General features: G+C 38.7%; 14 protein-coding genes and 1 pseudogene. 6 read left to right on the forward strand and 9 right to left on the reverse strand.

Annotated elements, in window-relative coordinates:
- Positions 1–39: 39 nt before the first annotated feature.
- Entirely contained in the window at positions 40–942 is a 903-nt protein-coding gene (locus AC1TO5_RS15955) for a helix-turn-helix transcriptional regulator (RefSeq protein WP_482063822.1), read from the reverse strand.
- A 113-nt stretch (positions 943–1,055) separates the two neighbouring features.
- Here AC1TO5_RS15955 and AC1TO5_RS15960 point away from each other — a divergent pair, with 113 nt between their 5' ends.
- Positions 1,056–1,613 carry a dihydrofolate reductase family protein gene (locus tag AC1TO5_RS15960; RefSeq protein WP_482063978.1) on the forward strand — a complete coding sequence of 186 codons (558 nt, stop codon included), beginning with the start codon at positions 1,056–1,058 and terminating at the stop codon, positions 1,611–1,613.
- A 307-nt stretch (positions 1,614–1,920) separates the two neighbouring features.
- Positions 1,921–3,159 carry an RNA polymerase sigma factor gene (locus AC1TO5_RS15965; protein WP_482063823.1) on the forward strand — a complete coding sequence of 413 codons (1,239 nt, stop codon included), beginning with the start codon at positions 1,921–1,923 and terminating at the stop codon, positions 3,157–3,159.
- A gap of 241 nt (positions 3,160–3,400) precedes the next feature.
- Here the strand turns inward: AC1TO5_RS15965 and AC1TO5_RS15970 are convergent, their stop codons facing one another.
- From AC1TO5_RS15970 to AC1TO5_RS15980, 3 genes are all read right to left on the reverse strand, one after another.
- Positions 3,401–4,816, reverse strand: coding sequence for an alanine/glycine:cation symporter family protein (locus AC1TO5_RS15970; RefSeq protein ID WP_482063824.1), 1,416 nt, complete (start codon positions 4,814–4,816; stop codon positions 3,401–3,403).
- 398 nt (positions 4,817–5,214) lie between these two features.
- Positions 5,215–5,814 (reverse strand): SET domain-containing protein, encoded by a 600-nt coding sequence (locus AC1TO5_RS15975; RefSeq protein ID WP_482063825.1) that lies wholly within the window; start codon positions 5,812–5,814, stop codon positions 5,215–5,217.
- A gap of 270 nt (positions 5,815–6,084) precedes the next feature.
- Positions 6,085–7,350 (reverse strand): saccharopine dehydrogenase NADP-binding domain-containing protein, encoded by a 1,266-nt coding sequence (locus AC1TO5_RS15980; RefSeq protein WP_482063826.1) that lies wholly within the window; start codon positions 7,348–7,350, stop codon positions 6,085–6,087.
- A gap of 296 nt (positions 7,351–7,646) precedes the next feature.
- On the opposite strand from AC1TO5_RS15980, the gene AC1TO5_RS15985 reads away from it, so the two are divergent.
- A complete protein-coding gene (locus tag AC1TO5_RS15985; RefSeq protein ID WP_482063827.1) occupies positions 7,647–8,777 on the forward strand; it encodes a peptidoglycan-binding domain-containing protein in 1,131 nt (376 codons plus the stop codon).
- A gap of 362 nt (positions 8,778–9,139) precedes the next feature.
- Here AC1TO5_RS15985 and AC1TO5_RS15990 read toward each other — a convergent pair whose 3' ends face one another.
- On the reverse strand, positions 9,140–10,180 hold the full coding sequence (locus AC1TO5_RS15990; RefSeq protein ID WP_482063828.1) for a M23 family metallopeptidase: 1,041 nt from the start codon (positions 10,178–10,180) through the stop codon (positions 9,140–9,142).
- A gap of 396 nt (positions 10,181–10,576) precedes the next feature.
- Here AC1TO5_RS15990 and AC1TO5_RS15995 point away from each other — a divergent pair, with 396 nt between their 5' ends.
- Both AC1TO5_RS15995 and AC1TO5_RS16000 read left to right on the forward strand, forming a co-directional pair.
- On the forward strand, positions 10,577–11,335 hold the full coding sequence (locus AC1TO5_RS15995) for a response regulator transcription factor (RefSeq protein ID WP_482063829.1): 759 nt from the start codon (positions 10,577–10,579) through the stop codon (positions 11,333–11,335).
- Positions 11,332–13,107, forward strand: a complete 1,776-nt coding sequence (locus AC1TO5_RS16000) for a sensor histidine kinase (protein WP_482063830.1) — start codon at positions 11,332–11,334, stop codon at positions 13,105–13,107. Before AC1TO5_RS15995 ends, AC1TO5_RS16000 begins: the two co-directional genes overlap by 4 nt.
- Positions 13,108–13,242: 135 nt before the next feature.
- Here AC1TO5_RS16000 and AC1TO5_RS16005 read toward each other — a convergent pair whose 3' ends face one another.
- From AC1TO5_RS16005 to AC1TO5_RS16015, 3 genes are all read right to left on the reverse strand, one after another.
- The gene (locus AC1TO5_RS16005) at positions 13,243–13,707 is read right to left on the reverse strand and encodes an SRPBCC family protein (protein ID WP_482063831.1); all 465 of its coding nucleotides are present in this window, start codon (positions 13,705–13,707) and stop codon (positions 13,243–13,245) included.
- Between the two features lie 29 nt (positions 13,708–13,736).
- Positions 13,737–14,015: an alpha/beta-type small acid-soluble spore protein gene (locus tag AC1TO5_RS16010; RefSeq protein ID WP_482063832.1), complete on the reverse strand. Its 279-nt coding sequence runs from the start codon at positions 14,013–14,015 to the stop codon at positions 13,737–13,739.
- Positions 14,016–14,144: 129 nt separating this feature from the next.
- Positions 14,145–14,480: an MGMT family protein gene (locus AC1TO5_RS16015; RefSeq protein ID WP_482063833.1), complete on the reverse strand. Its 336-nt coding sequence runs from the start codon at positions 14,478–14,480 to the stop codon at positions 14,145–14,147.
- Positions 14,481–14,665: 185 nt separating this feature from the next.
- Between AC1TO5_RS16015 and AC1TO5_RS16020 the strand changes: the two are divergent.
- Positions 14,666–15,022, forward strand: a pseudogene (locus AC1TO5_RS16020) (MFS transporter); the annotation flags it as partial.
- Positions 15,023–15,387: 365 nt separating this feature from the next.
- On the opposite strand, the gene AC1TO5_RS16025 reads toward AC1TO5_RS16020, so the two are convergent.
- Positions 15,388–16,128 carry an ABC transporter permease gene (locus AC1TO5_RS16025; protein ID WP_482063834.1) on the reverse strand — a complete coding sequence of 247 codons (741 nt, stop codon included), beginning with the start codon at positions 16,126–16,128 and terminating at the stop codon, positions 15,388–15,390.
- Positions 16,129–16,140: the final 12 nt, after the last annotated feature.

Consider the following 16,140-nt stretch of genomic DNA (forward strand, 5'->3'; position numbering starts at 1 on the left):
ACGAATTGTATATGCAAAGCAGTCTACCATTCATCAACTTTAATCATATTTCTTTAAACTACTTTCAAGCTGCTCCATTACTAAATCTCTCAAATGTGGCGGACTAATAACTTTGGCATCTGGTCCATACGCAAGTAGCCTTCTTGCTACGAATGGAAACTCCTCTGGTGGAATCTGACCACAATATTGGTTATGCAGAGTGGATTCGAATAACTTATCTGATTGTGCCAGTCTTGCTCCAAAGTCAGTAAATTGCACAATGACTTCGACACTTTGCCGACCATCCTTCGAATTAAGCCAATCATTCAGCGTCGGAACCGATTCATCAATATGTTGATGGGTTTCCAATTTCCCCATCCGATCAACCCGATACAGCAACACCCTATCCCCTTTTTGGGCAGGCATATACCAATACCCATGCTCGTAGTAGACTCCTAGGGGATAAGCTTGTACCTGCTTTGTGCCACTTCGGGCGGCATAACTGAACTCAAGTTCACACTTGTCCACTGCAGCATTTAATATAAAAGTGGTTAAAGGTTCCAGCTGAACCCCATGATGTTGAACAAAGGCTATATGCTGCCTCATTCGTACAATCTCGTCCTGTACTTCATGGGGTAAGCTTGTAAAATATTGATCCGCTAATTGGGTACGAATAGAACCATACGGAAAGTCCGACACGTTCTCCAAATACTCAATCATCATAAACAGCCCAAACGCCTCATGCTTTGTAAGCTGAAGAGGTGGCAAAATTCTGTTCGGTAGCACGCGATAACCACCATTCGCACCAACTTCTGCATAGAGCGGAAAGCCCATTTGCTGTAAATGATCTAGATCACGCTGAATGGTACGGATCGAGACATTAAACCGATCCGCAAGCTCACGGGCAGTAAATTTTTTTCGTGAATCTAATAACCTCATCATGGTTAAAATTCTATTATTCAAGTTCATCACCTAATTACGTCATAATTTGTCATAATTATAATGTATCATAAGCGATACAAAGGAGCGAATGAATATGAACAGATATAGAACAAATGATAAGTGGAGGATGAATGATGTCAAATAACGTAAAACAGAGAAGAGTCGTATTAGATTTAGCAGTTACGTTAGATGGTTTTATTGAAGGAAAAAATGGGGAAGTTGATTGGTGCATTATGGATCCTGATATGGGGTTCACTGATTTTTTGAATCAAATTGATACTATTTTATATGGTAGAAAAAGTTACGATTTATGGGGACAATATATCCCGGAAAATGAAGAATCTGATGCCGGAAAAGAAATTTGGAGATTGGTTCATAGTAAAAAGAAATATGTGTTTTCCAGAACACAAAAAGAAACTGATAAACAAGCCATATTTATAAACGAAAATATTGTTGAAGAAGTAAATAAATTGAAGATAAAGCCTGGTAAAGACATCTGGCTATATGGCGGAGCAAGTCTCGTTACAACTTTTATAAATTTAGGACTTGTTGATGAATTTAGATTATCTATTCACCCTGTTGTTTTGGGAGAAGGAAAACCGTTGTTTATTGATATAAAAGAGAGATTAAACTTAAAAGTGGTTAGTACAAGAACGTTCTCTTCTGGCGTTGTTCAAATAATTTATCATTAGAATGGAAATTAATAATATTTAGAAGATGACGCCTAAAAGTTAAGCTCAACCTCAATATATTAGATGACTGAAGTTGTTTGTTCTGAACTTGCTTTTCCAGAAAGCCAATACGTTTTTCAAGCTCCTGAATCTCTTTCTCCATTGGTAATCCTCACTTAATACCACATAGCTGAATTGCCTTTACGCTTTGCTTTTTTGGGGTTTAAAAACAGTGGAATGGCGTCGTGTAAAATTATTTTAAAATGATGTGGCTTTTTACCTCCCTTCGGTGTCTAATGAATTATAAGTTCAGGAGGAGGTACTACTGGTGTCACGAGCTCAAGACAAAAAGAAAATCCCTGTTCTTCCGGAGGAGCAGGAGCACATCCAGCATTTCGAAGCCATTTATAATCAATATCGAGATAGAATTCGAAATTACATTGCAGTAAAGACAAATTCGGCAACTGCCGATGACTTAACGCAACAAGCTTTTTTAAAAGCAATGGAAAACTTTCACTTGTTTAAGGGTAACTCCAGTATATTTACTTGGCTATTCAAAATCGCGCAAAATATTGTGAAAAACGAGTATCGTACGAGATCACGAAATAAAGAAATGGTGCATGAAGTAATCGATTTTCAGTCCCAATCGATATCCCTCGATATTGCTAGAGATGTCGATATCCGTCTTGATATTAGTGCTGCATTAGCCCGATTGAATGAATTAGATCAGCAAATCATATCATTGCGTTTTTTCGTCGATTGCACTTTATTGGAAATGTCCAAAATCATCGGGATGCCTGAAAGCGCAGTTAAGAACAGACTCTACCGTGCCTTAAACAAACTAAAAAAAGAATTAAAAGAATGGGGTGACATTACAATCATGTCTATTAAAGAATTGATATCAATTGTGGATAAAAGCGAGGCTCCCTCCAAGAATGATGGTATGAACAAGGTATACCATGACTTATTTGAAGAGTTGAAAAGCAATGTAGATCAAATTATTACAACCTATCGTCATCGACCTTCTCAGAAAATCGCTATTGAGATCTATCCGGATCTGCCCACTTTTCATCAAGCAATAAACGAGCCGGATGCGCCCAATTGGTTTATGGGAACCTATGAAGACAATAAAATTAAAATCGTATCCCCACTCAACCCAGGCCCTGAACATACGTATCAATCGGTACTACGGCACACTATAAGCTTGTTTGCGATGTGGTTAGTGAAGGATATCAATCCGTTGGCACCGAAATGGCTTACACACGGGCTCGGCGGGCATGAAGCCAAACAAATGTCACAAGAATATATCCAGTATAGCACCTCCGAAGCGATTCAAAATAACGCTGTCCCTAGCTTTCAAGCATTAACTAATGATACCTGGGATTTCGAGAAGATAGGGGGATATGGATTCTCGTACTTGATCGTAGAATATCTCATCCATTCATACAGTTTAGATGCGCTCAACAAATTCATACGCGATGCCACTGATTTTAAAGGCGCATTTCAAGTATCGGAAGCTGAGCTGCACGGGATGTGGGTGCAATATTTAAAATCTAGGCTATGTTAAATTTTAATACTAGTATTTGACCATAACAAAACCACCTTCGAAAAGGTGGTTTTGTTATGGTCTCCCATAGCTCAACAGTACACTATACATTGTTCTATCTAGTACAGCCTTATAGCCCCTATCATTAAACTATCCTGCCTGTTATCTCAATGAGCACAAACAACAATGACGTATAACAGAGCCTAAATTAAAAAGTCCATTGTTATGGGGCTTAGATTCCCCCACAACAATGGACTTTCTACTACTTACTCTTCACTTCTGGCGAGTTATCCCAGCATTCAACGTTTTCCACGCCTTTAATGCTATTTTTATAGAAAACAGGATCTTTACCCGCTCGTTTCTGCTGTTTGTAATCATGTAAAGCTGCAAAAGCTACTTTAGATAACAGAATAATCGCGATCAAATTCACAATGACCATTAAACCCATGAACAAGTCGGCCAAATTCCATACCAATTGTACCTGAGCAATAGAACCAAACACTACCATCGCTAACACACTATAGCGATAGATCCTCACTACTGACTTCTTCGAGTTAAGAAATTCAATGTTTGTTTCACCATAATAGTAATTTCCGATTAGCGTACTGAATGCGAATAAGAAAACCATAATCGCCAATGCTCCAGATGCCCATGACCCTATATGCTCGCTTAAAGCAGCTTGTGTAAGCAGTATACCATCCAAGCCAGGCTGCTTGTAGGCATCGGACAGTAATATAATAAAAGCAGTACTAGAACATACTAGTAAGGTATCCACAAGTACGCCAAGTGCTTGCATAAGTCCTTGCTTAACGGGGTGACTTGTTGTTGCTGTTGCAGCCGCATTCGGTGCACTACCCATCCCTGCTTCATTGGAGAATAACCCACGTTTCACACCTTGTAAAATAACCGCACCAAAAGTTCCACCCACCGCTTGTTCAAACCCAAAAGCACTTTTCACAATAAGCGTAATAACTTCTGGCATTTTTTCGATGTTAATAAGAACGATACAAAATGCCGCACCGATATAGATGACAGCCATAACGACAACAATATATTCTGACATTCTTGCAATACGTTTAATACCACCAAAAATAATGATGCCAAATGCTGCAGCCATCACTAAGCCGACAACGACACGATTAGTGCCGAAAGAATTTTCAAAAGCAACACTTATCGTATTGGACTGTACAGCATTAAATACAAGGCCGAAGGACAACGTAATGAGTACCGCAAATATTGCTCCCATCCAACGTTTGTTTAATCCCTGCTCCATATAATAGGCAGGACCACCACGAAACCCCGTTTTATCCTTGATTTTGTATACTTGAGCTAATGTACTCTCGACAAAGCTAGATGCTGCGCCAATAATAGCTATAACCCACATCCAAAATACAGCCCCGGGTCCACCAATTGCAATAGCAATGGCAATGCCCGTTATATTACCTGTTCCTACTCTTGCCGCCATACTAATACAAAATGCTTGGAATGATGAAATGCTATCAGGTGACCTTTCATTAGAGCCTTTCAGAACGACAAACATTTCCTTGAACATACCAAACTGTACGAATCTCGATCTAATTGTGAAATAAAGTCCACAACCGACAAGTAGAATGATCAAAATATATGACCATAGAAAATCATTTGTGGCGATAATTACATCATCTAACATTTGTTGCATTTATATCCGCCTCTCTTGCAAGCTGTCGATACCCAGTTGCTAAACATTCTCCAACTTATTATTCTCAAATAAATCCGTCCTTATTTCAACAACCAAATAAAAACATTAATTTGTAGATATTTGAAATAACTGACACTAATTTTCAGTTAACAAGTATGTACTATAGCCACAGTTATGAATTAAAACAAAAAAATGAATAACCTTTCGGTTATCCATCTCCTCTAAATTCTTATCCCTTATATATAAAGTAGGTTATATACGGACTGTAGTAAACTCTACTGTTCGGTGAACCATATCATAAGTAAGTGCGGTTTTCATGTATTACAAAAATCCTATTCAAGACGATTTCTTGAATAGGATTTTCTAGCAGGAATGTCGCAGTTTCTCCTGTTTCATATTTATTTTTCGTCTTCGTTATCAATAAATAACGTGAGAATGGAATCTAGTGGTTCATTTCCATTAGCTACCGCATTTACTTTATCAATATATTGCTCCCTAATTAAATATTTTAGCGGTTGCTCTACCGCATTGAAATACTCAAACGTTGTTCTTGCCATCTCATCCCATTCCACATAATATATTAAATAATCATTTGCAGTTACTTTTGTTCTTGATGTTCCTTCTTCAGGTATACATTCAAACTCTTCATCATCACCCATAGCTCCATAATCACATGTTAATTGCTCCCCAGGTTGAATGTCTCTCGCAGCCAATTGAAAATCATAAGCTGTATCTACACAATTTGGATTGAAGCTATGATTCATATATTTTGCATGATCCCAATGAAGAACATATATGCCGTCAGTTTCTAAATAGCTGTATTTATATATATTCTCTTTTTGCAAATTATCAAGACTTTCAATATACTCCTCTGTTAGAGTCATATCTAATTCATCTTTAATCCAGACAATGGTTCCTTTAAGAATTAATCTTGTTGCAAACACACCAACGCCTATTTCCTCACTTACAAATCGAATTTCTGTATCTGGGTGCATCATTTGTTATTCCTCCTTAGAAGTAATCCCCATATAAATGATATGTAACACTTCATGAGTGGGTGATGAATTATTTCCATTAAACAAGTGCTACAATAGAATTAAAGGGTCACTTTTAAAAAGGTTTTTTTATAGAGAAGAAGATCTTATTTATTTTCTTTAGATTCTTATTTACTTTCTTTAAATATAGAAACATGTAGAACAGCTACTGTTCTACATGTTTCATTTCTTTCTGATGGGTATAAAATCAAATTTCCCTTGCTTAGAGAACTATTATTCAATTCTCTTCATTCTTTGATGTAATAATCCATCCGAACTGCTATTCTCACCATAGATAAAATCTCGCATATAATAAGTTAAATATTTTCCATAGTTACTTTGCGTATTCATTAATAATTCATCGACATAATATACACCTATAGGAATATTGTCTAAAATTAGACTCGCAGTTCCCGCATATATTCCACATGCTACTTGGAAGTATGTTGCACTAGTTTTATATTGTTGAAATATATCACTACTTTTCATTGAGTTATACATATAAATTTCCTTATCATCGTATACCAAAAGAACACCAACAAGGTCCTCTCCTTCTACCTCTCCATCAGTGGGATCAATTATTTTTTGTTTCCAATTCCAAAGGTCATCTACATTACTTAAATTATTTCGAATTAATTCTGTTGTATATTCATTGACTCGATAGATAAATCCCATTTCCATATCATATAGTTCACCTAATGTTAGTACTTCTTCATGGGGCATAAGACATCCATAAAATTCTTTACTTCCCAACCTCACCTTAAATTCGATACCGTAGACATCTTCATATAAGTAATGAGGAAGATGATGTCGGACAAACATTGGGTAGCTTAAAATTGCTTCATCCAAAAAACATTCTACGGACCAGGTAGTATAAATAGTTTTAGGTTGTATCAGATTTTTGTCTTTATAAAAGGAACTATCATGCTCAATAATGTAACAGGCTAGTGGTTCATTACTGGAATTTTCTTTCAAGAGCTTAATTGCCATCCATTGAACTACACCAGGGTTCATACCTGAACCAATAATTGCTCTTGTGTTTGTAAATATTTCTTTCTTATCTTCAAATCGATTATATCGTTCAGTAAGTGGAAAACCATATAAGCTTTCATCTTCATCAACTGCAGTATTCTCTAATGCCGAGTTGATATAAGAAACACCAAGTTCATTACAACATTCAAGCATTTCAATGGTATCAGCCCACGATACATCAATAACTAATTTAGTCCTTGTTGATTTTAGATGTTCAGTAAATTTGGCTTTATCATTAAGATCAAATTGTAAGAGGGTCACGTTATCACTTAAATTCGGAAATAATTGATTATAATAATCCAATTCTTTTTGATTGATATCTATTAAATAAAGCTTTGATTTAGTAATAACATGATGAATTGGATCATTGTTATCGGTAACAGATTGATTAAGAATGGATAGGATTGCCTTAGCAACACCACCCATACTTCCAAGAATAGTGATTGTATATTGGTTTATTTGTTCCATAGCAAGACCTCCTTTTCTTGTGAATAAAACAGTGTATGAGTTTCTGAATGAGATTGCTTGTATGAAACAACTAATTTCAATTGTTAGTTAAAAAACTAACTTACACCACGCTGAACCACACCATAATTCATATAAGTAATTGGTCTTAACCATACACGGGTCAATAACATGATGTCGATATAGGTAAACTATCTTCTCTTTTTATAAAATCTTTGTAAAATGATCAATAAAAATCTCTTTTTTGGGAAAAGTAACTCTGTTGAAGAAAATACTTACTCTTAAGGATGGTGTATTAGTTGAAGAAATGGGATTCAATTTTTAGTTCTTTCAAAACAAGAACGATAACGAAAAAGGCTTTAGGAAAGTATATCGGAGTTTTTACACTAGCCTTAATGCTCGTACTGTCGATGTCCAACGTAGCATTAGCTGTTGGTAAGGGTGCTCAAGGACCTGATGTATACGTCATTCAAGGGATGTTAAAATCTCTTGGTAGCTATGAAGGCAAAATTAACGGCAAGTTCGATAGGGTCACTGCTCGCGGTGTTAAATACTATCAGAAACAACATGGTCTACCTGTTACGGGTGCGGTTGATAATCTCACATTCCAATCAATCACATACTCTTATTCAACTTTGAAATTCCCTACATCTAAAGGTACTGGGAATGGGCAAGGCGCTGGTGGTGGAAAAGGCGCTGGCAATGGACAAGGTACTGGTAACGGACAAGGCGCTGGCAATGGACAAGGTACTGGTAACGGACAAGGTACTGGCAATGGACAAGGTACTGGTAACGGACAAGGTACTGGCAATGGACAAGGTACTGGTAACGGACAAGGTACTGGCAACGGACAAGGTACTGGCAACGGACAAGGTACTGGCAATGGACAAGGTACTGGTAACGGACAAGGTACTGGTAACGGACAAGGTACTGGCAATGGACAAGGTACTGGTAACGGACAAGGTACTGGTAACGGACAAGGTACTGGTAACGGACAAGGTACTGGCAATGGACAAGGTGCTGGTCAAGGACAAGGTACTGGCAACGGTAAAGGTACTGGTAACGGACAAGGTGCTGGTCAAGAGCAAGGTACCGGCAACGGTAAAGGCGCTGGTCAAGGACAAGGTGCCGGCAACGGTAAAGGCGCTGGTCAAGGACAAGGTACCGGCAACGGTAAAGGCGCTGGTCAAGGACAAGGCAATGGCGCTGGTAACAGTGCCGGTCAAGGACAAGGTACTGGCAACGGTAAAGGCGCTGGTCAAGGACAAGGCAATGGCGCTGGTAACAGTGCCGGTCAAGGACAAGGCAATGGCGCTGGTAACAGTGCCGGTCAAGGACAAGGCAATGGCGCTGGTAACAGTGCCGGTCAAGGACAAGGTAACTCTAACGCACCGAACAGTTCTCCATCAAAATTCAAAGTCCAAGAATAACATTATAACTCACGTGAGAGCCTTTCCCTGCGGAAAGGCTCTTGTCTATTTACTGCACTACAATAGATGTAGTAACACGTATGCGAGGAAAGTTGTATTGTCATAATTCGATTGTTATTATTTCAATAAAAAGTAAATTTTGTTGCATGCACCAAAAACGCCGCCTGATCTAGTCTACATTGCTTGATGAAAGTGACACGTTGAATAACAAAATTCTTATTGCAATAACCACTTGCAAAATATCCATTATCTGATTCGATAATTCATGATCGATTTAAAGTAAAGAGAAAGGCGATATTCCGTTCCAATGTGAACGAAATATCGCCTTTTTGATCTAAACCAAGTCTGCAACAAATTAAAAGTTAATCAGCATTAATAATTTCCCCTTGAACAGGTTGACTGCCATCCTTCCATTGTATATGAATAGCTTCCGATTCAAATAAGTTACTGCCATTGGATACTTGGAAATGAAGATGGGGTTCACTCGAATTTCCAGAATTTCCGATCTGACCAATGACTTCACCCCGTTCTACTTTATCACCTGGCTTTACAGTAACTGATCCTTTTTTGAGGTGAGTGATATAACTGAACTCGCCGCCATGATCAATGACGACCAAATTCCCAGCTGGAACTTTTTCATTAGCCACTCCAACAGGTTCGTTGTCTACGATATCATTGATAACAGAGACTACTGTACCATCCGCAGGAGCAAGTGCATCTTGTCCGAAGGCAAAATAACTTTCATTGAGACTTGGGTCCCCTTCATAGGACTTTCCTTCCTTTGCTTGTATCAAGTCATACGCATAACGCTGGCTAGCTAGTTCATAATGATAGTTTTGAAATACATTCGTGCCACCCCAGAACACTAACCATTCTCCTTGAAACGGAAAATCAAATGCAGTTTGTGTCATATTACCATCTGTATCTGGATAAGTGACCAGCTCTTGAATTTGTAATCCGATAATCTCTTCATCATCTCCAAATGCCGCTAATATCCCTTTATCTCCCTCGCTGCTCAACCAAACACGTATATCCATTTCATTGTGAAGAAGACTGGAGGAAGAACGGAAAGTGTCAACTTCTGCGGTAAAGGATGTCGACATCGCTGCAAAATCTGTTTGGCTCACTTGCGTTTGAAACTCGGAACTGAATTGTTTGTAAATCGTTTCATGTTTACCGCTCAGCATAAAGTCAGCCAATTCTTCTGGCTGCATCGCCGCTTGCTCTGATGCTGGTGTAACAGTTGTTTCTCCTGTCATCGTTTGTCCATCTTTCATATTGTTATCGCCACCATTTCCGCATGCACTTAATGTCCCTAGCATTATACTTGCCACTAATACTACTGTCATAATACGTTTTTTGGATCGATTGGTATCTTTCATTCTCTTAGTATTCATTGTCATCTCTTTGTCCTCCTAGTGTTATGTCAGATGTTTGAACTTCCTCTTCCAATAAAGGTTCAAAACGTTCGGCTGTCAGCACCAAGAAGATGCACTTCAGCAAAAACGAGTAGCACAGTGTACGTAATTGGTACACGAGCACACGCAGGCTTTTGATGGAGGGCATATTCGCCGCCGACTAAGCTACAACGCATTCCATCGTGATCACAGTCGTACGTTTTGAACTTCCTCTATAGTGTAGCAATACAATCTTATGTCAGCCGAAACACTACATAAACATTACCTTAACTATCCTCTACCGACAGCACGATAAAATTAAGACTCCGTTAAGACTCCCTTCTAATATTAGAGAAGCAGGCATGATAGAATGACAATATAGATACATAAGGCGGTGAGTTTATGAAGGAAGCGGCTATTCTTCTAGTAGATGATGAACAATCCATTGTAGAGCTACTACAAACTGTTCTACTTAAGGAAGGCTTTACTATAATAGATTCGGCTAGTTCAGCAGAAGCAGCGATAGACGCTTGTAAGAACAATAGCTATGACATTATTATTCTAGATGTGATGCTACCAGGTCGTAGCGGTATTGAGGCAACACCATTTCTGAGAGAAGTAACGAACGCTCCAATTTTATTTTTGTCCGCTCGTTCTTCCGATTTTGATAAGCTTAGCGGCTTTGCAGTTGGCGGTGATGATTACATTGCGAAACCTTTTAATCCACTTGAGGTCGTAGCACGGATTCGTTCTCAGCTTCGCCGTTATTGGGCTGCTAGCAATCAAAGTGGCGCCGATAGTAGCAATACTGAGCTAGCTAGTCATACGAAAAGTATTATATATAATTATGGGAGATTTCAGGTACATAAGGAGGCTGGGGAACTTATCGTTGATGGAAAATCAGTAGCTTGTCCCGCACTTGTGTTCCAGCTATTACTATTTCTATGCCAGCATCCCAACCAAATTTTCAGCAAAAGAGAGCTGTACGAGCAGGTTTGGGGTGAAGATTCATTCAACGATGATAATACGATTATGGTACATATCCATCGTATACGGGAGCGGATTGAAATTGATCCAGCAAATCCAAGGTGGATTGTGAATGTACGCGGAATGGGATATAAGCTTGTGCCGCTCCGTACTGAATTCGGAGATATATTATGAATATGAAAAGACGCCTTACCGTCCGTTTTATTATTCAGATGATCGTTGCCGCCTTTATGGCCTTGATCATTGCTTCAGTTTGCTTAATTTGGGTGTTTCAACAATTGAACGAAATGAGCATCAATAAAGACTTTGCTTCAATTGGTCTCCAGCAGTTAGTCGAATCATCGGAGCTTACGCCCGAAGGTATACGATTTGACGCTAGATTGCTAGAACAAGTGAAACTCAATAACGGCTGGCTACAAAGCTTAGATGAAGATGGAATCGTCGATCATTCCTATCTTGTTCCAAATGATGTGCCAAAGCGCTATGCCCCAGGAGAGTTAGTAGACTATTGGACGGAAAAGAAACCTTTCCCATATGAGCTGTACCTGTGGATTCAAGAAAAAAACGGAAAAACCTACACATTAGTATATGGTTTTCATAGCAAGATCAAGCAAATATTAGAGCAGACGACTGCGCAAGCGAGTGTATCCCCACAGGGGCAATTAATCATTCCGCAAGCTATTGCCCAGCAACTCGAATCACTAGGTGGGTTTATCCAACTGCTTAACCCTGAAGGAACGGAGCTTGCTTCTTATAATAAACCGGATCATATCGGCACATATTACAGTGTTTCAGAGTTAGCACTTCGGTCTATGTATTACGATCGATACGGGTATCAGATGAACTCATCTTATGATGCTAACACTGGGAGTACTTGGGTCGTTATGCTTCCCAATGAGACTGGAGGCACTAATGGACAAGGAAGCTTTTTGCCGCCGGAGGGTAGAATTCTGCTAATTGGGGGCAGCAGTATGATTGTAGCGGTAGTTGCTATATTGCTCCTGCTTTCTCTATGGAATGCTCATCGCTTTGGCGGTCCTATGCTACATATACTTACTTGGCTGGATGGCTTAAGTCGAGCTGAATATAAGGAGCCGCTTGATCGACGTGGCGTAACACGAAGCAAAAAACGTTCAGGGAAATGGCGACCAAGATATCGTGTATTTTTTGAAGTAATACATTCTATTGACAATCTCTCTCGCACTTTATTACGGCAACAAGAGTTGCGTAAGCAAAATAATAGTTTGCGGGATGAATGGATTAGCGGGATTACCCATGATTTGAAAACTCCGCTATCATCTATTAAAGGATACGCTCATATGCTCGCTGAACCTGGTTATGATTGGAGCGCCGAAGAAGTACGTAAGTTCTCAACGATTATGCTAGAAAAGTCTGCACATATGGATGTACTCATTAACGATCTTGCACTGACTTATCGAATTAATGCAGGCGTGAAACCTGCTGAGGGAGAACTGCTCGAGCTGAATAGCTGGCTGTCTTCAGTATTGGATCAAGCAGGCAATCATCCATCCTTTGTCAAAGAACATATTCAGTTCAAGCCTGCCCCAGTAGACATTGTAGTAACGCTTTATGGTCCATGGCTTGAACGAGTTGTATTGAATATAGCTGCTAATGCACTGATTCACAATTCGCCAGATACGAGACTTAATGTATCAGTATGGTCCGATGAAGCGAAGCAGCAAATTATTATCCAATTCGTTGATAACGGCCAAGGGATGGATGAGAACACAGCAGCGCAGCTCTTTGAACGATACTTTAGAGGTACGGATACAAACGTGATGACAGAGGGTTCGGGGCTTGGAATGGCCATTGCAAAGGATCTTGTGGAAGCAATGCATGGAACTATTGCAGTAGAAACTTCAGTAGGCAAAGGTACAACGATTCGCTTAATCTGGTCTTATCAAGAAATAGAAAGTCAGGCCTAGCAACACGCTAACATTATTATTAGATGTTCTCTCAATATCCGGAAAATACGGTCAAAGAGAGATCCACCTAAAAAGACGAAACCACAGCTGGCTTCGTCTTTTTAGAACAATCGGCGAAACTTTATTAACCCTAGCTCAATTCTGTTCTTCCTGAAACTCTGATTCCGCAACTCTTTTAACCGTCTCCAAAAATTTAACAACGACTTTCTCTGTTGCAAAGATCATAAATATTTTTACAAACCACTTTAATGCTTTATTCGTAGCTGTATATGTAAGCACCGTTTTCTGATCATTGATGCGGCGCAATTCATATAAGGCTGTAATCTCATATGCATTTGCCAGTGTAAATCCAATTTTTAATTTTTTATCGTTCGGATGATTTACATATTCCAACGTATGCACATCATACTCCTCAATGCGCTTACCTTCTTTATATTGCTGACGATATATACTGCCTACAACTTCGTTTGTCATTTTAATTGGTTTATTTTCTACCACTTGTGGCATAATCTTTTGCATCTGTTCTAATGACCCATCTAAATACGACCAAACATGTTCAATTGGTGTATTTATTTCAATTTCTCTTGACCATTGCTTCAATATAGTTTCCCCTCTTTCCTCAATTACAGCTACTCCTTATTCGCAATTTTCTCTTGAGCCAAACGAATCATTTCCCGAACCATAGAGCCACCAATTTTCCCACCGACATGCCCTACCGATTCAGTAGTCAAATGACCGTTTTCTCCAGGATGAAGCGGAACTCCAAGTTCCGCAGCGACTTCATACTTCACATCATCTGCTTTGTTTAGATCGACGGCATATCCCTCACGCTTCATAACGTCAGCTTTGAATGCTTGCATTTCTTGTTCTACCCCTGGTACCACATAGCTTCTCTTTCTTCTTGCCATTATGTTCAGCTCCTTAGAACTTTTTGTTTACCTTCTGAGTAAACTTCTCTGTTAACAAAAAGTTCACCTTGAAAGCATACACTTAGACGTCTTTCTCCATAAGATGCCCAGAAACATAATTTTCATTAGCTATTGATCTTCTATCATAAAGTTCTCTTTAAGCGGTTTGTAACGGTATTTCTCCAAGTCAATTAGGCCTTTTCCATCTGTTATAACACCCTCATCGCTTAGATACAGCTGCTGCTTGAAGCGAAATTCATCATCCGTAATCGCAATTTCTCCTTTGGCATTAACAACTCTATGCCAAGATAGTTCATATTGTGTACTCATCGAATGCAAAATTCTTACTACTTGTCTCGCTCCTCTTGCACTTCCAGCTAATTCAGCAATTTGTCCATAGGTCATGACATACCCTGCTGGAATACTTTGTATAATTTCAATGACTCTTTTCGTAAATGGCTGCATTATGGCTATAGCCCCCCTCCTAATATACAAATGGAACTCAAAACGGATCCATAAAGGCAAGTACGTTTGCTTATTAGGCACTTTTTAGTACCTATATCACTAAAAAGTACGTACTGTTCATTGGTGCTTAGAAGTCTCATAATAGCATTTACCGGCCGGTAATACATTATGAAAGAAGCATTCACATGACACTAGATAAAAAAAGAAGTACTTTAGCACTCCTTGCGTTAGCAATAAGTGCATTCGCAATAGGGACAACAGAGTTTATTAGCGTGGGGCTACTGCCTCTTATCTCTGGAGACTTAAATATATCTGTTACAACATCTGCTTTAACTGTTACTTTATATGCTTTAGGTGTAATGTTTGGAGCCCCCGTATTAACGTCCATAACATCCAATATTCCGCGTAAAGCTTTATTGTTCTGGATTATGATTGTATTTATTATAGGAAACAGTCTTGCGGCGTCTGCAACTGGCATCGGTATGTTACTAGTCGCTCGTATTATTTCTGCATTCGCACACGGAGTATTTATGTCAATCGGTATTATTCATACACCATGGGTTGGAGCAATTATGGTTCTTGGAGCTGTTATATTAACTGGATGGGCACGTGTTCTAGAAAGAAAAGATGAACCATCTAGCTCTCGCACATCAACATTGTAACTGGATTGTTCTGCTAGCAAGGAAGACAGCTCACTTTGATCAGAAATGTTCGTTAACAATAAAAATGGCGGTTACGGAATACTCTCCTTAACCGCCATTTCGTTGTTCTGCGTTACCAAGCGCATTTTCAGCATGAGATAATGCATTATAAGCTTACTCATCCGGGTGTGACATCGCTTGCTTCACCGCATGATTTACTTTTTGAACAGAATTACTTTACACTTAACTCAATTTCAAAAAAGAAATTAGTTTCTCAGAATAGGTTCATTAGCATCTGAACGAAATGTTTTCACGGCCATTCCTATACATACAATTGTGAACCCTAACAATATGACTAAAGCTAAACAAAATTCATTTAAGCTCTCCTTCCCATTAATAGCAGCATTTAATGCGTCTACAAAATAATATAGAGGTTGAATATGACCTAACCATTGTACCCATACTGGCGCTTGATCTAAACTGTAAAAGGCTTCACTTGTTAGTAGCATTGGAAAACTAATTAAATTGGATATCATATTTACATTACTTTCATCTTTAGATAAATTAGCCGCTATTATACCAATTGAATTAAAGCATATCGTTGCTAACAATAGCGCTATACTAATTCCAACGATACTGTAAAGTGATAACGATACATGAAAAACTAACCATCCTATGATCATTAGTTTAATACTAATAATTGCAATCATAATTCCTCTTACCGCAGTAATAGAAAGTAGAAACTTCAACGTTGAGAATGGCGTTACTTGAAGAAGTTTATAAATCCCTCTGTTACGATGTGCCATAATATAAAAGGCCGTCACCATTGTTGTAGCAAACAAGACATTTGTCGCTAATACGCCAGCTAATAATCGAGCTGAGTACAACTCATTATCTATATATAATCCAAGTCCAACTAGCATCACAATTGGAAAAAGAATTGTCCACACGATCGTATGAATATCACGCAATACACCAATTAACATTGTTCGAATAATTGTTAACATAAAAAATCCCCT

The organism is Paenibacillus sp. Y930 (assembly GCF_056786375.1).